The sequence below is a fragment of the Photorhabdus sp. RM322S genome, from assembly GCF_042879395.1.
Classification (GTDB): Bacteria; Pseudomonadota; Gammaproteobacteria; order Enterobacterales; family Enterobacteriaceae; genus Photorhabdus; species Photorhabdus khanii.
Genome location: NZ_JBHFKW010000029.1, coordinates 1 through 18017, shown reverse-complemented (window position 1 = coordinate 18017; position 18017 = coordinate 1). Strand labels below are relative to the sequence as shown.

At 44.1% G+C, this 18017-nt stretch carries 19 protein-coding genes and 1 riboswitch; of the genes, 8 read left to right on the top strand and 11 right to left on the bottom strand.

The features are described 5' to 3' along the window. Positions 1 to 33: 33 nt before the first annotated feature. Together ACGF63_RS16450 and ACGF63_RS16445 are read left to right on the top strand one after the other, a co-directional pair. A complete protein-coding gene (locus ACGF63_RS16450) occupies positions 34 to 1185 on the top strand; it encodes an MFS transporter (RefSeq protein ID WP_036845792.1) in 1152 nt (383 codons plus the stop codon). Positions 1186 to 1199: 14 nt separating this feature from the next. Next, positions 1200 to 1781, top strand: coding sequence for a DUF1349 domain-containing protein (locus ACGF63_RS16445; protein ID WP_036845789.1), 582 nt, complete (start codon positions 1200 to 1202; stop codon positions 1779 to 1781). A 104-nt stretch (positions 1782 to 1885) separates the two neighbouring features. On the opposite strand, the gene ACGF63_RS16440 is transcribed toward ACGF63_RS16445, so the two are convergent. The 9 genes from ACGF63_RS16440 to ACGF63_RS16400 form a co-directional block, all read right to left on the bottom strand. After that, positions 1886 to 2371, bottom strand: a complete 486-nt coding sequence (locus ACGF63_RS16440) for a carbohydrate binding domain-containing protein (protein WP_152963730.1) — start codon at positions 2369 to 2371, stop codon at positions 1886 to 1888. A 315-nt stretch (positions 2372 to 2686) separates the two neighbouring features. Then, entirely contained in the window at positions 2687 to 3163 is a 477-nt protein-coding gene (locus ACGF63_RS16435; protein ID WP_036845784.1) for a carbohydrate binding domain-containing protein, read from the bottom strand. 569 nt (positions 3164 to 3732) lie between these two features. Next, positions 3733 to 4872 (bottom strand): 2-iminoacetate synthase ThiH, encoded by a 1140-nt coding sequence (gene thiH / locus ACGF63_RS16430; protein ID WP_132355273.1) that lies wholly within the window; start codon positions 4870 to 4872, stop codon positions 3733 to 3735. Beyond that, positions 4872 to 5639 (bottom strand): thiazole synthase, encoded by a 768-nt coding sequence (locus ACGF63_RS16425; protein ID WP_152963732.1) that lies wholly within the window; start codon positions 5637 to 5639, stop codon positions 4872 to 4874. Before ACGF63_RS16425 ends, thiH begins: the two co-directional genes overlap by 1 nt. A 1-nt stretch (position 5640) precedes the next feature. Further along, positions 5641 to 5841: a sulfur carrier protein ThiS gene (gene thiS, locus ACGF63_RS16420; RefSeq protein ID WP_036845778.1), complete on the bottom strand. Its 201-nt coding sequence runs from the start codon at positions 5839 to 5841 to the stop codon at positions 5641 to 5643. Beyond that, entirely contained in the window at positions 5838 to 6587 is a 750-nt protein-coding gene (locus ACGF63_RS16415; RefSeq protein WP_152963733.1) for a HesA/MoeB/ThiF family protein, read from the bottom strand. Before ACGF63_RS16415 ends, thiS begins: the two co-directional genes overlap by 4 nt. A 22-nt stretch (positions 6588 to 6609) precedes the next feature. Next, positions 6610 to 7248: a thiamine phosphate synthase gene (thiE, locus tag ACGF63_RS16410; RefSeq protein ID WP_262979200.1), complete on the bottom strand. Its 639-nt coding sequence runs from the start codon at positions 7246 to 7248 to the stop codon at positions 6610 to 6612. Beyond that, positions 7241 to 9169, bottom strand: coding sequence for a phosphomethylpyrimidine synthase ThiC (gene thiC, locus ACGF63_RS16405; RefSeq protein WP_387632080.1), 1929 nt, complete (start codon positions 9167 to 9169; stop codon positions 7241 to 7243). The genes thiE and thiC overlap by 8 nt, the downstream gene beginning before the upstream one ends. Positions 9170 to 9277: 108 nt before the next feature. Then, a riboswitch (TPP riboswitch) is annotated at positions 9278 to 9404 on the bottom strand. 55 nt (positions 9405 to 9459) lie between these two features. Continuing rightward, entirely contained in the window at positions 9460 to 10122 is a 663-nt protein-coding gene (locus ACGF63_RS16400; protein WP_387632077.1) for an HAD family hydrolase, read from the bottom strand. Between the two features lie 157 nt (positions 10123 to 10279). On the opposite strand from ACGF63_RS16400, the gene nudC reads away from it, so the two are divergent. The 6 genes from nudC to ACGF63_RS16370 all read left to right on the top strand — a co-directional run bounded on the left by nudC (position 10280) and on the right by ACGF63_RS16370 (position 14727). Continuing rightward, positions 10280 to 11047, top strand: coding sequence for an NAD(+) diphosphatase (nudC, locus tag ACGF63_RS16395; protein WP_036846534.1), 768 nt, complete (start codon positions 10280 to 10282; stop codon positions 11045 to 11047). A 108-nt stretch (positions 11048 to 11155) separates the two neighbouring features. Then, a complete protein-coding gene (hemE, locus tag ACGF63_RS16390; protein WP_152963737.1) occupies positions 11156 to 12220 on the top strand; it encodes a uroporphyrinogen decarboxylase in 1065 nt (354 codons plus the stop codon). A 4-nt stretch (positions 12221 to 12224) separates the two neighbouring features. Then, positions 12225 to 12893: a deoxyribonuclease V gene (nfi, locus tag ACGF63_RS16385; protein ID WP_036845759.1), complete on the top strand. Its 669-nt coding sequence runs from the start codon at positions 12225 to 12227 to the stop codon at positions 12891 to 12893. A gap of 77 nt (positions 12894 to 12970) precedes the next feature. Beyond that, a complete protein-coding gene (locus tag ACGF63_RS16380; protein WP_152963738.1) occupies positions 12971 to 13561 on the top strand; it encodes a YjaG family protein in 591 nt (196 codons plus the stop codon). Between the two features lie 186 nt (positions 13562 to 13747). Further along, on the top strand, positions 13748 to 14020 hold the full coding sequence (hupA, locus tag ACGF63_RS16375) for a nucleoid-associated protein HU-alpha (protein ID WP_021322843.1): 273 nt from the start codon (positions 13748 to 13750) through the stop codon (positions 14018 to 14020). 65 nt (positions 14021 to 14085) lie between these two features. Then, positions 14086 to 14727: a DUF1481 domain-containing protein gene (locus ACGF63_RS16370; protein ID WP_152963739.1), complete on the top strand. Its 642-nt coding sequence runs from the start codon at positions 14086 to 14088 to the stop codon at positions 14725 to 14727. A gap of 18 nt (positions 14728 to 14745) precedes the next feature. Here ACGF63_RS16370 and purD read toward each other — a convergent pair whose 3' ends face one another. Then, positions 14746 to 16029, bottom strand: coding sequence for a phosphoribosylamine--glycine ligase (gene purD / locus ACGF63_RS16365; protein ID WP_387632072.1), 1284 nt, complete (start codon positions 16027 to 16029; stop codon positions 14746 to 14748). A 21-nt stretch (positions 16030 to 16050) separates the two neighbouring features. Then, positions 16051 to 17640, bottom strand: a complete 1590-nt coding sequence (gene purH, locus ACGF63_RS16360) for a bifunctional phosphoribosylaminoimidazolecarboxamide formyltransferase/IMP cyclohydrolase (RefSeq protein ID WP_152963741.1) — start codon at positions 17638 to 17640, stop codon at positions 16051 to 16053. Positions 17641 to 18017: the final 377 nt, after the last annotated feature.

Below are 18017 nucleotides of genomic sequence, written 5' to 3'. Positions count from 1 at the left end.
AGGGCGTTTTTATTTATATAGAAGGAGTATGAGTTGTCTGATCTGAATATGGTCTCTTTGGTAAAACAACCCATCATGGCGACGCGCGTCGCTTTTTTTATTGCCGGCTTTAGTCTTGCAAGTTGGGCTCCCCTCATTCCTTTAGCTAAAGAACGGCTGCAACTTGATAATGGCGCTATGGGGCTTCTGATGTTGGCGTTCGGTATTGGCTCTTTCATCATGATGCCGATGGCAGGAATGTTGGCTGCACGTTTTGGATGCCGGCAAGTTTTCACTTTATGTGCCCTGTTGGTGTTAGTGATGTTGCCAGGTCTTAGTGTATTACCTACACCGTTGACACTGGCCTGCGCTTTATTTGTTTTTGGTGCAGGTATTGGTGCGATGGATGTTGTAGTAAATATCCACGCTGTTATGGTTGAAAAAATGGCTCAGCGGCCAATTATGTCCGGCTTTCACGCGTTATTTAGTCTGGGGGGAATAGCTGGTGCAGGCTCGGTCAGTGCATTATTGTCTCTGGGAATATCACCCCTTCAGGTGATGTCAATGGCGGTATTACTGATTGTTTTATTGCTACTGCCGGCATGGAGTGGGTTGTTGAACGAAGCAGAATCGGGCAATACACCGTTCTTTGCTGTGCCCCATGGCATCGTTATTTTGCTGGGGTTTCTCTGTTTTGTTGCCTATATCATGGAAGGATCAATGCTGGACTGGAGTGGTATATTATTAACCAGTGTACATAATATCAGCAGCCATCAGGCTGGAATCGGTTATACCCTTTTTGCTATTGCCATGACATCTGGTCGCTTTTTGGGGGATAAGATCATTGCCCTTTATGGACACCGGCGGGTTTTTATCAGTAGTGCCTTATTAGCGACTTCTGGATTTATCCTTATTTACTCAGCATCAACAGCAATAATATTAGGACTTTCCTTCCTGATGGTGGGGGCTGGATTATCTAATATAGCCCCAATGCTTTTCACTGCTTCCGGTCAACAGAAAATTATGCCTGACTCGCTGGCAGTTGCGGCGGTTTCTACAATGGGATATTCAGGTATCTTACTGGGGCCTGCAATTATCGGGGGAATAGCACATATTGTGACATTACATGGTGCTTTTGCTTGTGTTGCTTTACTCTCTGTTTCCTTACTTGCAGGATATAAATTTATTAATCCAAGCGGAAGATGATAGAGGGAGTTCCTATGAGTTTGTCACAATATCATTGGCTTAATGAACCATCTGATTGGCAAGCTGGAAACGACTGGCTTAATGTTGCTACAGATCACAAAACCGATTTTTGGCAACAAACATGGTATGGTTTTCAACGTCATAGTGGTCATGTTTTTGGACGTTATATTGAGGATAATTTTACCTTTCAACTCTGTATTGAAGGATGCTTTGAACATTTATACGATCAAGCAGGAATCATGCTATTAGTGGATGAAAAACATTGGTTGAAAGGGGGAGTTGAATATTCTGACGGGCAGGCCACCATTGGTAGTGTACTTACACGCCACCATTCTGATTGGTCTATGGGAATATTTCCGGGTAATGCGAGTAAATTCTGGTTACGTCTGACCTGTGAAGAAGGGTATTTAAGGCTTCAATATTCTATTGATGGTTTACGGTGGCCATTATTAAGGTTATCTCCTTTTCTTGAGGATAAACAACGTGTCTTTGTTGGCGCAATGTGTTGTTCTCCAGAACGTCAAGGGTTACAGGTGAAATTTTCTGATTTCAGACTTACACCACCAATAAAGAAACCATTGCATGATTTAAGTTAGGTAGGATTCTTTTAGAAGAATTACATTTGCTGAGACAGACGTTAAAACACCCGAAGCAATGAGCTTCGGGTGTTGAAATGTCAAACGATATCAAAGTTAAATGTTCAGGCTTTTTCTAAAATAAAACCGGTAAAGTCAGCGGTTGCTTCTTCTGGGAGGGCGACAAATTGGTCTTTTAGCATGTAAACGCGTAATAATCCCTCTTCATCTGTATTTAATTCAACAGAACCGGTCGTAAAATTGAAGCTATCTACAACAAAATATTCGGGGCCAGATGTACGATTCTGTAAACCAAAATAAGCTGGCAAGGCTCTTTGTGGTATTTTTTTTGTTGATAAGCGTGCTGTACCAGTCAGTCTATATTTAACATTAGGCTCCAATCCTTTTATAATTTGATCAATGATGCCAGAATCAGAATAACTTTGGATTCTCAGAAAGTTAACACCATTCTCGGATAAGATTTCTACAGTTTCAGGGGTTGGGATTCTCCAGCCACGATATCCTTCGTTAAATGAACCATTAACCAGCTCTTTATTCGCGTTTTTTGTATTAGAATAATCTGCGCTATTTAGCATTTTCTTCATATCCATATATTAGTCCTTTTAAATAAATAACAATTAAATTTAGTCTTGCTTAATAGACTCTTTTCGGTAAACATTTTATCAACAATGAAAAAATATTAAATCGTGTTTTTTGATTGAAAATGATATTTGTGATAACTAATGTGAAAATAAATGATAGGGCTAAATTATTTCGATGGGAATTTGTTTTAAAATAATTTAACTATATTCCAGTTAAAATATTAATTTATAATTTTTGGGTTTATTTTCTCAACCAATATTAAAACACCCGGAGCTTCCTGTTCCGGGTGTGTTTTAATGTCAAACTACTTCGAAGTTAAATAGTTAGGCTTTTTCTAAAACAAAACCGGTAAAGTCAGCGGTTTCTCCGTCTGGTCGATGGCCAACTTGGTCTTTCAGCAAATAAACGCGTAAAAGCCCCTCTTGATCTGTGCTTAATTCTACCGAGCCCGTTGTAAAATCGGTGCTGTTTACAGCAAAAGATTCGGGGCCATCGGTACGGCTCTGTAAACCAAAATAAGCTGATGAGGCCCATTCTGCTGATACGCGCGCTGTAGCTGTTAGTTTATATTTAGTGTTAGGTTCTAATCCTTCTATAATTTGATCAATGACGCCAGAACCGGTAACGCTTTGGATTCTGAGAAAGTGAATGTCATCTTCAGATAAGATTTCTACTGATTCAGGGGCCGGGATTCTCCAGCCGTTATATCCTTCTTCGAATGAGCCGTTAACCAGTTCTTTATGAGAGTTTTTCTTGTTGTCAGAATAATCTTCGTTATTCAGGATTTCTTGTACGTTCATATATTAGTCCTTTTTAAATAAATAGAAATGAATTTAATTTCTTTCCGCGCTTTGTTTTTCGGGGGGCACTTTATCAATAATGGGATAATACTCAATTGTATTTTTTGTTGGTGGTGAATTGTAATTTGAGAAAATTGGTATAAAAATAAAACAAATGAGGGAAATTTTCGATATATTTAGTATACATGGGCCATTATTCTCATTATTTGTTGGTATTAATTGGAATTTTATTTTGATTTTTATTTTATGTAGATGATTTGTATATCGACGAGTAATGTATTTGTATGTTAAAAGTTAAATTTTAATTGTGCATAAAACGGTTATGTAGAAATAAAATATTCATAAAAAATATATTTTCTAATGTTGGTTAGAGCTATATGGATGAGTTTTTATTTAAAATTAAAAATAGATATTTCAAATGGAAATTATTTTTTTATCGTATTTTTATGTATTTTACTGCCTGGTATTATCACCAGACAGTTTGTTATATTAAATCCTATTTCTTGTCGTTATTGCCTGTTAAGCGATTTTATTTAAAATCGAATTATTTGAGAAGAAAGAAAATTAAATTATCGGCCTAAATAACTATCCCAATCTTTCCAGACAGGTTGTAACCCTGCTTTAATCAATACATCCGCGACCTGATAAACGGAGCGATTATCATGCGGAGTAAATTGTTCTAATTCTTCGTGGCTATTGTCTGCGTAACCACCGGGTTGGGTTTTCGAACCTGCGCTGACATTATTGATTGCCAGTGGTATTACGTGATCGCGAAAGAAGGGGGATTCCCGGGTAGAAATAGAAAGTTCCACATCTGGAGCAAACAGACGAAAAGCACAAATCAGTTGTACCAGTTCTGCTTCACTCATTAATGATGCAGGTTCAATACCTCCGGCACAAGGCCGCAAACGTGGGAATGAAATTGAATAACGACTTTGCCAGTATGTGCGTTGTAAAAAGAATAAATGTTCAGCCACCATATAACAATCTGTCCGCCAGTGGTTAGATAGGCCAATTAATGCCCCTAAACCAATTTTATCAATTTTTGCCCGGCCAAGACGATCCGGTGTTTCTAGTCGCCAATGAAAATCTTGTTTCTTACCCCGTAGATGATGCAGCCGATAAGTTGGTTCATGATAGGTTTCTTGATAAACCATTACACCATCCAGCCCCAACGTTTTGAGTTCTGAATATTCTTCCTGAGTCATTGGCTGGACTTCCATCATTATGGAACTGAAATGTTCACGGATAAGTGGCAGATAACGGCGGAAATAGTCCATACCTACTTTACTTTGATGTTCTCCCGTGACTAATAGCAGATTGTCAAAGCCCAGAGCTTTAATCGCCTGACATTCTGCAATAATTTCATCTTCATTTAGTATCTTGCGCTTGATGTGGTTACTCATTGAGAATCCACAATAGGTGCAATCATTGGCGCACAAATTCGAGAGATAAAGCGGCACATAAAAACCAACGGTATTACCGAAGCGTTGACGAGTCAATTTCTGTGCCTGTTGTGCCAGCGGTTCTATATAGGATTTCGCCGCTGGTGAGAGCAGTGCCATAAAGTCATCCAGATTTAATTTGTGGCTGCCCAATGCCCGTTCGACATCCTGCGAAGTTTTGCTGTTAATGCGAAGGGTAATGTCATCCCAACCCAGTTGCTGCCAGCGATAACCAAAACTGTTGTTCAAAAGATGATTAGCCATTAGAACGTTCCCAGAAAATCAGTCAATGGGCTGGATGCAACAGCGTGTTGTTTTCGACTTGCTAAACCAGCCTGATAGGATAATTCGCCTGCTGCAATTGCCATGCTAAATGCCTGTGCCATTTTTACTGGGTTATGCGCGACGGCAATAGCGGTATTGACCAATATGGCATCAGCACCCAGTTCAATCGCTTCCAGTGCATGGCTTGGTGCGCCGATGCCCGCATCGACAACCACTGGCACCTGTGCTTGCTCAATAATAATTTGCAGGAAATCCCGGGTTAGCAGCCCCTGATTAGAGCCAATCGGCGCGCCCAAAGGCATGACTGCCGCGCAGCCCACTTCTTCCAGACGTTTACACAAAACAGGATCCGCACTGCAATAAGGTAGAACGACAAATCCGTCTTTGACCAGCATTTCAGCGCCTTTGAGCGTTTCGACCGGATCGGGCAGCAAGTATTTCACATCAGGATGGATCTCCAGTTTGATCCAGTTTGTTGCCAACGCTTCACGGGCCAGACGGGCCGCGAACAGAGCCTCTTCTGCGGTTTTGGCTCCAGAAGTATTTGGCAGCAATTTGACGCCAAGTTTTTGTAATGGTGCCAGAATAGCGTCATTACCTCCCTGCAAATCAATGCGTTTCATCGCCATCGTGACAAGCTGACTGCCAGAGGCAGCTATAGCCTGAATCATTAAATCTGCATTAGCGAATTTGCCTGTACCAGTAAACAGACGGGAATCAAAAGTAGTATCAGCGATTTTTAACATATCAACCTCCGGCAATAGCCTGAAATAAAAGGATATTGTCCCCGTCATTAACTTGGTGCGTACTCCAGTTCGAACGCGGAATAATGGTTTGATTAATGGCCAATGCCGTTCCCGGTTGTGACCATTCAAGTTGTTCCAGTAATTGTTGTAGAGCCAGAGGAGCGGTAAGCTCCATCAGCTGGTCATTTATAGTAATTTTCATGCCATATTTCCGCAGATTGGGCATTGCTGCGATTGACTGAGCTGTAGCGTGCTCCAGCTTTGCTGCTTACCATCAAACAGCCGAAGTTTGCCGCTCAACGGAGAGGGAAGTCCGGTTAACATTTTGATGGCTTCCAATGCCTGCAATGTGCCGATGACGCCGACTACCGGACCTAATACACCCGCAGTTCGGCAATTGCGCTGTGGTTCTTCCTGATCAGGGTAGAGACAGGTATAGCAGCCGTGAGAATAAGGGGGCTCAAGCACCATAAGCTGACCGCTGAACCCAACAGCACTGCCACTGATTAAGGGTTTGCGTGTGGCTACACAAGCTGCATTGATAGCATGGCGGGTTGCCATGTTGTCACAGCAATCAAGAACCAGATCGACCTGTTTTACGCTTTTTTTCAAGGATTCCACATCTTGACGTTGATTAAGAACAGTTACTTTTACCAGTGGATTCAGTGCATTGAGCTGATTAGCTGCAAGTTCAGCTTTTGCCGAAGGGATATCCTCTGTGCGGTAAAGGATTTGTCGTTGTAAATTGGAGATGTGCAGTTGGTCATCATCTGCGAGATAAATTGTTCCCACACCCGCCGCAGCGAGATAGAGAGACGCAGGGGCGCCCAGCCCTCCCAGACCGACAATCAGTACGCGGCTGGTTTTCAGTTTTTCCTGTCCTTCAGGGCCGATATCTTCCAGCAACAGTTGTCGGCTGTAACGCATAAATTCTTGATCATTCAGCATAAGAACCTCTCAATACCGTCAACTAAATGCCTTCAACTAGGTGAATCAACTGCGCCGTTGCCTGACGCCAATCCTTTGCTTTGGTAATCGCACTAACCAGCGCCACACTGCCAACTCCCGTAGCAATAACATCCGGTACACGTTCGAGAGAGATACCTCCGATAGCGACAGTAGGGTAATCCGGTGTGTTTTCTACCTGTTGTTTTAGTGCTTCGAGCCCTTGTGGAGAAGAGGGCATTGCTTTGGTAGTCGTCGGGAAAATATGGCCGAGGGCGATATAAGATGGACGTAAAGATTTTGCCCGTGCCAATTCTTGTTCATTGTGAGTGGAAATGCCTAACCGCAATCCGGCTTCTTGGATTGCATTCAGATCGGCGTTATCTAAATCTTCCTGCCCCAGATGAACACCGTAAGCGCCATGTTTGATCGCCAGTCGCCAGTAATCGTTAATAAATAAACGAGCGTTATATTGGTGGCCGAGCGTGATGGCCTGCTTAATTTCTCCCTCGACCTGATCTTCTGGCAGGTCTTTGATTCGTAACTGGATGGTGGTAATTCCTGCCTTTAACAGGCGGGAAATCCATTCCAGCGAATCCACAACCGGATACAGCCCCAATCTGTGTTCAGTCGGGGCAAATGAGGCATTAGGCAGATTACTCATGAGATACACCCTCTGCACTGTGATACAGCTCGCTGCCGCGGGCGCGGAATTCTTCTGACATCTGTTCCATACCGGCGGCATAATCGCGTACTTCCTGAGAGATCTTCATCGAGCAGAATTTAGGCCCGCACATAGAACAGAAATGAGCAATTTTACCGGAGGCTTGTGGCAGAGTTTCATCGTGATAGGCACGAGCGGTATCTGGATCGAGCGCCAGATTAAACTGATCTTCCCAACGGAATTCAAATCTTGCTTTTGACATAGCGTTATCACGGATTTGTGCGCCTGGATGGCCTTTGGCGAGATCGGCGGCATGGGCAGCAATCTTGTAGGTTATCAGTCCTTGCTTAACATCATCTTTGTTTGGCAGACCAAGATGTTCTTTTGGCGTCACATAACAGAGCATGGCGCAGCCAAACCAGCCAATCATCGCTGCACCAATACCCGAGGTGAAATGGTCATAACCTGGTGCAATATCTGTCGTCAGTGGCCCAAGGGTGTAGAAAGGGGCTTCATGACAGTGCTCCAATTCTTCTGTCATATTGCGGCGAATCATCTGCATTGGCACATGTCCGGGGCCTTCGATCATCACCTGAACATCATATTCCCAGGCAATTTTGGTCAGTTCGCCTAATGTATGTAACTCTGCAAACTGGGCTTCATCATTGGCATCTTGAATAGAGCCGGGGCGCAAGCCATCCCCTAATGATAGAGAAACATCATAAGCGGCACAGATTTCACAAATCTCGCGGAAATGTTGGTAGAGGAAGTTTTCCTGATGATGAGATAAGCACCATTTCGCCATAATTGAGCCACCGCGGGAAACGATCCCGGTGAGGCGTTTGGCTGTTATCGGGACATAGCGCAGCAGAACGCCTGCGTGAATAGTGAAGTAGTCCACCCCTTGTTCTGCCTGTTCCAGCAAGGTATCACGGAACATTTCCCAGGTGAGGTTTTCCGCTACGCCATTAACTTTTTCCAGAGCCTGATAAATGGGGACTGTACCGATAGGAACCGGGCTATTACGTAAGATCCATTCGCGGGTTTCGTGGATATAACGGCCAGTGGAGAGATCCATTACCGTATCCGCTCCCCAACGGGTAGACCAGATTAGCTTTTCCACTTCCTCCTCAATAGAAGAGGTTACCGAAGAGTTACCGATATTGGCGTTAACCTTCACCAGAAAATTACGACCAATAATCATTGGTTCTGATTCAGGATGATTGATATTGGCAGGAATAATCGCCCGGCCAGCCGCGACCTCCTGACGGACAAATTCAGGTGTGATATTTTCTGGCAACTGAGCGCCGAAGCCTTGCCCGGCATGTTGTTGGCGTAGTACATCGCCGTGGATACGTTCACGTCCCATATTTTCCCGCAGTGCGATAAATTCCATTTCCGGTGTGATGATGCCTTTACGGGCATAGTGCAATTGCGTAACGCGTTTGCCTTTACCTGCTTTTAATGGATGAGGGCGGTTATTGAAACGTAAATGATCGAGACCGGCATCCGCCAGGCGTTGCTGAGTAAAATCAGAGCTGAGGGCAGTAACGGGTTCTGTATCTTGGCGTTCGTCGATCCATTGCTGGCGCAATTTAGTTAACCCAACATGCACATCCAGCATGGAATCAGGATCGCCATAAGCACCAGAAGTATCGTAAACAGGGATAGCTTCGTTTTCCTCATATCGCGGTTCTTCTTTAGTTCCACCAATTAAAGTGGGCGATAACTGAATTTCCCGCATTGGGACTTGGATATCGTCATGTGAACCTTGGAGATAAATTCGTCGAGAATTAGGGAATGCGACTCCCTGAATAGAATTAATAAATTCCTGAGCGGCATCGCGTTGAGCTTGACGTGGACGTGCCGGGCTGGGTTTTGGTGAAATATCAGTTGCAGGGATAACAATATTATTAGACATAGCAAATTCCTAACCGTGTTATTGGGAAAGTTGCTTGTCTGGAGCTCGCAGGGAGTAATAATTGATGGCTGGATGGACTCTTGGTAAGAAAACCGGGTGAGCCGACAGCGGTTGATTACTCTTGTTCCACTTCGCGGGTATTAACCCGATCAGGTTCTGCGGATCCCGAATTAACGGTCTCAGCCTGTGTATGCTGCGATAAAACAGCTTACGCTAGGCACTCCGACAAGAAAGTAGGCATAAGTATAGAAGGGATTATGAAAACTACAACCCTTGATAAATGAAAGTATTTATAATGACCAAGTTAATTGTTTCCAGCTATGTTGTTTTGCCTCAGCTTGCAAACGAGTATCGGCATTGACAGTAATCACCTCATTGGCAAACTGACACATCGGCAGATCATTAATCGAATCACTGTAAAAACGGATAGTTTCAGGATAACTGTTTTGTTGCTCCAACCACTGTTTCATTCGTTTTACTTTACCTTCACGAAAAGTGGCAATACCGTCTATTTTGCCGGTATAACAGCCATTTTCTATTACCATATCAATGCCCAGCGCAGTGTGAATACCCAATTCGGCAGCTATCTTTTTCACAATAAAAGAGACGGTGGCTGAAATAATCATGACTGGAACCTGCTGCTGTTGATACTCTTCAAGCAGAGCTTTGGCTTGTGGGTAAAACCGTGGTCTGATTTTCTCTTTAACAAATTCGGTGAGCCAGACATCAACCCGCTCTAGCGGAACCTGATGTAATGTTTCCAAGCTGAATGCCAGATAGTCATCCATATTCAGCATACCTGCGCTGTAATCAGCCATCATTTTTTTGTCTGCTTCGATAAAGCTGGGATCAGTAATTATGCCTTTTTCCCATAAGAATTCTGTCCATATAGCGCTGGAATCACCGGAGATTAAGGTGTCATCCAGATCAAACACTGCAAGCGGTTGTGGCATGATGTTGTGTTCCTCAGGTCAAAGCACATTAATAGCTGAGAATCATGCCTGTCACTGCCTGGTCAGGCAATACAATATATAATAAGACACTCTTTTTCTGATGAAAAAGCGTATGATTTATACACATATTAGAATAATTTAAGATGTCATAGTGATGATGCAACAACAAATTACAGGTACAGAACGTGGCTGGTGGATTATTAGCTATGAAAATCGTATTTGGCTCCCTAAAGGTGAATTACCCTTTGGAATAGCGGCTCAATGGTCACTGCAAGGAAAAATAGCATTGCCTATTGGTGAATGGCAGGGAGAGAAAGTTTGGCTTATTCGTCAAAAAATGTCTTCCGATATGGTTTCGCTACGGGAAATTGTTTCAAGTGAGTGCGGATTGTTTCAGTTAGCTGGTCGGGGAGTACAGCTAGCAGAGTTTTATCGTGCTCATCAATATTGTGGTTATTGTGGCAATGAAATGTACCACAGTGTCAGTGAATGGGCTTGTTTGTGTAACCACTGCCATGAGCGTTATTATCCGCAGATTGCGCCTTGCATTATTGTCGGTATTCGCCGTAATGATCAGATTTTGCTGGCGCAGCATCAACGTCATCGCGGGAATATGTACACAGTACTAGCGGGATTTGTCGAAGTAGGTGAAACACTCGAAGAAGCGGTATCCCGCGAAGTAATGGAAGAAAGTAATATTAAAGTCCGTAACTTACGTTATGTGGCTTCTCAGCCGTGGCCTTTTCCTCATTCATTGATGATGGCATTTCTGGCTGATTATGACAGCGGTGAAATCCGTCATGATCCGAAAGAGCTGATTAGCGCAGACTGGTATCGCTATGATCAACTGCCATTGATCCCGCCAGCCAATACGATTGCCCGCCGGTTGATTGAAGATACGGTTGCTTTATGCCGAAATGCGTAATGTACTGTTTGGTGCGATTCAACGGGAGAGATTTGTCTGTCATGTTACAATGGCAGCAAATCATTGCAGCCAGATAATATTGCGGCCAATAAATAAATGGAGCCTGTTATGAATGAGTTGAAAAACGACCGCTATTTGCAAGCCTTACTACGCCAACCCGTTGATGTTACACCTGTATGGATGATGCGTCAGGCTGGTCGCTATTTGCCGGAATATAAGGCTACCCGTACCGAGGCAGGTGATTTTATCTCTCTATGTAAGAATACTGAACTTGCCTGCGAAGTCACTTTACAGCCTTTACGGCGTTATCCGTTGGATGCGGCGATTCTCTTCTCTGATATTCTCACTATTCCTGATGCAATGGGGTTGGGACTCTATTTCGAGGCAGGTGAAGGCCCGCGTTTTAAGTCCCCTATTTTAAGTCGTGCTGATGTTGAAAAACTGCCGGTTCCTGATCCTGAAATGGAGCTGGGTTATGTGATGGATGCAGTGCGTACCATCCGTAAGGCACTGGCGGGTCAGGTTCCTTTGATTGGCTTTTCCGGTAGCCCGTGGACACTGGCGACTTATATGGTGGAAGGCGGTAGTAGTAAGGCATTCACTAAAATCAAAAAAATGATGTATGCCGAACCCGCTGTCATGCACCTATTGCTGGGTAAACTGGCAGACAGTGTTATTCTTTATCTTAATGCCCAGATTAAAGCGGGCGCTCAGTCCGTGATGATTTTCGATACTTGGGGAGGCGTGCTGACGGGGCGGGATTATCGCGAGTTTTCCCTGCGTTATATGCACAAAATTGTTGATGGCCTGATCCGTGAAAATGAAGGTCGCCGTGTGCCGGTAACATTGTTTACCAAAGGCGGTGGGCAATGGCTGGAAGCAATGGCTGAAACGGGTTGTGATGCCCTTGGTTTGGACTGGACGACAGATATTGCTGATGCACGTCGTCGTGTAGGGAGTAAAGTGGCTTTGCAGGGCAACATGGATCCATCTATGTTATATGCCTCTTCAGAGCGGATTGAGCAGGAAGTTTCGACAATTTTGCAAGGTTTTGGTGCAGGTTCTGGTCATGTTTTTAACCTTGGTCATGGTATCCATCAAGATGTATCGCCGGAACATGCTGGTGTATTTGTTGAAGCGGTACATAAACTTTCAGCTAAATATCATCAGTAAGAATATGATTAACACGAAAGCATTACGTCAGGAACAAATAGAAAAGGCTCAGCAAGTCATCCATTATGATGATTTTTCCTCACCAAAATTGATTGCTGGTGCTGATGTGGGCTTTGAACAGCAGGGAACGGTTACCCGCGCAGCTATCGCTGTTCTCTCTTATCCTGCCCTTGAACTGGTGGAGTATCAGATAGCCCGAATTGAAACTACACTTCCTTATATCCCTGGTTTACTCTCTTTTCGTGAATATCCTGCATTGATGGCTGCCTGGCAGTCGCTGAAACATACACCTGATCTGGTCATGGTGGACGGCCATGGTATTGCTCATCCACGTCGTTTAGGCGTTGCCAGCCATTTTGGTTTATTGGCGAATGTACCTACGATTGGCGTGGCAAAACGTCGTTTATGTGGTGAAAGTGAACCATTGGGTGAGCAACCCGGCAGTTGCCAGCCTTTGATTGATAAAGAGGAGCAGATTGGTTGGGTATGGCGAAGTAAAAAACGTTGTAATCCATTGTATATTTCTACAGGACACAGAATCAGTCTTGATAGTGCATTGCTATGGGTAGAGCGCTGTGTGAGAGGTTATCGCCTACCTGAAACTACCCGTTGGGCGGATGGTATCGCCTCAAATAGGGCGTTTTTTGAACAAATGATGCAGAAAAATCCTTAAATTCGGTGTAAGCGTGTGGATCTTCTTGAATTTCAGGTAAACTGCGAAGCAAATTATGCATTAATGAGTAAGAACTAATGTTACGAAACCCGATACATTTACGGCTGGAAAAACTTGAAAGCTGGCAGCATCTGACTTTCATGGCGAGTTTATGCGAACGGATGTATCCAAATTACCAGATGTTCTGTCGTCAGACAGCGTTCGCGGAACCTGCTCTTTACCGCCGTATTCTGGATTTGGTGTGGGAAATATTAGTTGTAAAAGATGCCAAGGTTAATTTTGATAATCAGCTGGAAAAGTTGGAACAAATCATTCCGTCAGCCGATGATTACGATATTTACGGTGTGTACCCGGCAATTGATGCGTGTATTGCATTAGGGGAAGTTATCCATTCCCGTCTGAGTGGTGAAACATTGGTGCATACAATTGCTGTGAGTGAAATTTCAATTCGCACAGTTGCTATGCTTGAAATGACTCATGCCGGGAAAGAAATGACCGATGAAGAATTAAGAGTATTACCTGCCATTGAACAAGAGTGGGACATTCAATGGGAAATTTATCGCTTATTGTCCGGCTGTGAAGAGCGGGATATTGAGTTGATTAAAGGATTGAAAGCTGACCTCCGGGAGTCAGGAATTAGCAACATAGGCATAAATTTAACGCAGTAAAGTGAAAAAACGTGATTTAATGCTTTAAATGCCATGTTCAAAGGCTTCACTTTTGCCCCCACTCTGTTCTACATTTGGGGGGTGAAAAGAAGTGGCTATCGGTGCGTGTATGCAGGGGTGCTGTCATTCGGCATATCCGTCGCACTCGATGCTTTGCAAACGATAAACACACTGTAAGGATAATCTATGAATAAGACTGAATTAGTTGATGCAATCGCAGAAAGCGCAGACCTGACCAAAGCTCAGGCGAAAGCTGCTCTGGAATCAACTTTGAATGCAATTACTGAATCCCTGAAAGAAGGTGATTCAGTACAACTGGTGGGCTTTGGTACTTTCAAAGTTAACCATCGCGCAGAGCGTACTGGCCGTAACCCTCAAACCGGTAAAGAAATTACAATCGCTGCTGCGAACGTACCTGCTTTCTCTGCTGGCAAGGCACTGAAAGACGCAGTTAAATAATTTCATTGCAAAAAAGAAAAGATAGAAGGGGTATTTATCCCCTTTTGTTGGTTCGTCAGGGGCTGATGACACTAGGATTCGTCTTCGCGCTCAGCGCCTGTACCAATCAACCAAAAGAACCTTCTTTTAGTGCAAGTGGATTCATCGCAGATGATGGCGTTGTCCGCTTGTGGCGCCTCAACGATCAAAATAGTAAGCCTCTGGTTCTAATGAGTGTTTACAGCCCTTACCGTAATGGCAATACCATCGTGACTTTTTATGAATATAAACAGGGCGATTTACGCCAAATTCGTCGTGAAATTCTGAATAATGAAAATCCATTGGCTGAACAACTTCGTTTAGATAAATCCGGTGATGTGATTTTTATGCAAAAGCAGTCAAAAACCCGGCGTGAACCACTTTCCAGTGATGATATTGTTCGCATGCAGTTTGATGCTAAACGGGTTCTTGAGTTAAGTGATGCGTTGATCGTGGGAAATGTGCGTTTGATGCAAGGGCACTGGCATAACGGCAAGGTCACTACCTGTGCAGGTGACACGATTGCCGTCGAGTTTGAACCTTACGCGAGGTCATGGCTTGAACAGCGCGAAAAAAGCAGTTACGGTCAATTAACAATTGCCTGGTTGGAAGCTTCGGCTGGCCGTGAATTACTGTTGGTAGCCAATAACGACTTCTGCCGTTGGGAACCGACGAAGGACAGCCTCTGACCTCCGTCAGTTTTGTGATTATTTCAGCCGGTTAATTGCCCGGTATCCAATATCCTTGCGATAAAAACAGCTACTCCATTCAATCTCTTCTGCTTGCTGGTAACTGTTTTTCTGCGCGTCGGCAATGGTTTTTCCCAAAGCGGTAACACACAGAACACGTCCACCTGCGGTAATAACATCACCATCTTTCAGTGCTGTACCTGCATGAAAAACCTTGGTGCTTTCATTTTCTTGTTGGGGCAAGCCATGAATAATGTCCCCTTTGCGATAATCGGCAGGATATCCGCCAGCAGCCAGCACTACACCCAGAGCAGGGCGTTCGTCCCAATCGGAAGTTTTACCAGCAAGCTCGCCTTTTGCACCGGCCAGACAAAGTTCAACTAAATCGGAACGCATACGCATCATGATTGGTTGAGTTTCCGGATCACCAAAGCGACAATTAAATTCAATCACTTTCGGTTCGCCATTCTGGTTTATCATCAACCCGGCATAAAGAAAACCGGTATAGACATGACCTTCGGCAGCCATACCATTAACCGTAGGATAAATAATTTCTTCTATAATACGCTGGTGGATTGTATCGGTGACGATCGGTGCGGGTGAATAGGCTCCCATTCCCCCAGTGTTCGGACCCGTGTCACCGTCACCTATGCGCTTATGATCCTGGCTGGTTGCCATAGGAACAACATTCTTGCCATCGACCATAACGATAAAACTAGCTTCTTCGCCAGTTAAAAACTCTTCAATAACAATTCGATGGCCTGCATCACCAAATGCATTTCCGGCTAGCATATCTTTTATGGCGGACTGAGCTTCTTCCAGTGTCATAGCAACAATCACACCTTTACCTGCGGCCAATCCGTCAGCTTTTATGACAATAGGTGCGCCGACTTTATCCAGATAGGCGAGAGCAGGTTCGATGGCTGTAAAATTCTGGTAAGCCGCCGTTGGGATTTGATGGCGTGCCAGAAAATCTTTGGTGAATGCTTTTGAGCCTTCTAATTGAGCGGCTGCCTGAGTTGGGCCAAAGATAGTCAACCCCGCTTTTTGGAATGCATCGACAATACCAATGACCAATGGCGCTTCAGGGCCAACGATAGTCAGCCCGATATTATGGCTTTGTGCAAATGCTAACAGGCTATTGATATCTGTCGCTGAGATATCAATATTTTCCAGATTGCTTTCCAGAGCGGTTCCTGCATTTCCTGGAGCAACATAGACTTTATCAGCCAAAGGAGACTGAGCTGCTTTCCATGCCAGAGCGTGCTCGCGTCCACCGCTACCAATAATTAAAATATTCATTCAGTTCACTCCTGCTATTGATTAGTGGCGGAAATGGCGCATGCCAGTAAAAATCATGGCAAGACCGTGTTCATCAGCCGCTGCAATGATTTCGTCATCACGGATAGAACCGCCTGGTTGGATAACACAGCTCACACCGACAGCCGCTGCCGCATCAATGCCGTCACGGAATGGGAAAAATGCGTCAGAAGCCATTGCACATCCCTGAACCTCCAAACCCTCGTCGGCGGCTTTAATTCCAGCAATTTTTGCAGAATAGACACGGCTCATTTGGCCTGCACCGATACCGATGGTCATATCATTTTTTGCATAAACAATTGCATTTGATTTGACAAACTTAGCGACTTTCCAACAGAACAGAGCATCTTTCATTTCTTGTTCAGTGGGTTGACGTTTGGAAACTACACGTAAGCTATTTGTAGTTACCATACCAAGATCGCGATCTTGTACCAGTAGGCCGCCATTAACACGTTTGAAATCAAGACCAGCAACGCGGGTTTCCCATTCTCCACTGACCAGAACACGGACATTTTGCTTGGTAGCCAATACGGGTAATGCATCTTCATTTATTGAAGGAGCGATAATTACCTCAACGAATTGGCGATCGATAATGGCTTGTGCAGTTTTAGTATCAAGTTCGCGGTTGAACGCGATAATACCGCCGAAAGCTGAGGTAGGGTCTGTTTTGAATGCGCGATCATAGGCTTCGTGAATATCTTTACCTATTGCTACACCGCATGGGTTAGCGTGCTTAACGATAACACAGGTAGGCTCTGCAAATTCTTTAACACATTCCAAAGCTGCATCTGTATCTGCAATGTTATTATAGGAAAGCGCTTTACCTTGTAATTGAGTTGCCGTTGCGATAGACGCTTCAGAGATATTCTCTTCTATATAGAAAGCGGCGTCCTGATGACTGTTCTCGCCATAACGCATATCCTGCTTTTTAGTGAGATTCAGATTCAGGGTACGAGGGAAGCGTCCTGATGGTTGAGTGATGTCACCGTAATAAGGCGGAACCAGTTTGCCAAAATAGTTAGCAATCATGCTGTCATAAGCAGCGGTGTGTTCAAATGCCTTAATGGCTAAATCGAAACGGGTCGATTGTGTCAGTGAACCTTGATTGTTATCCATCTCTTCAATGATTTTTTCATAATCATTACTATTAACTACGATCGCAACATCTTTGTGGTTCTTAGCCGCAGAGCGAACCATCGTTGGTCCGCCGATATCAATGTTTTCAACAGCGTCTTCCAAAGTGCAATCTGGTTTGGCAACGGTTTGAGCGAATGGATATAGATTCACAACTACCATATCAATTGGTGAGATTTGGTGTTGTTCCATGATCTCATCATCTTGCCTGCGGCGACCAAGGATTCCGCCATGTACTTTAGGATGCAGGGTCTTAACGCGTCCATCCATCATTTCAGGAAAGCCGGTGTAATCTGAAACTTCAGTAACCTTCAGACCAGAGTCAGCCAGTAAACGGGCTGTTCCGCCAGTAGAAAGTAATTCAACACCGCGTTGAGATAAGGCTTTTGCAAATTCAACGATCCCTGATTTATCGGAAACACTAAGTAGGGCACGACGGATTGGACGAGGCTGTTGCATTGGTTTGATCCCTTGGATTTTATAAGGCAATAACATGTTATTGGGAAGAACCCACTATTATCAGGACATAAAAAATGGGCACTGCAATAATATTTCAGAACAGTCAGCTAAAATCACGCAATGATTTTAGCCATCGAATTGTAACGAAAACGTTTGCGTGATGCTCGATAAATTTTAACCCAACTAACCATTTGTGGATAAGTCTGTTGATATATGAGTATAAAGTGGGGTTTTGCTGTGGGATTAATCAAACGATCAATTTTCTTTAAAATAACTATTGCCAGCGCCGAAGAACCCCCTATAATGCGCCACCACTGACCGACACAACGCTGATAAACATTGTGAGGTCAGGCAGAGAGAAAGCGAATAAGCGCTTG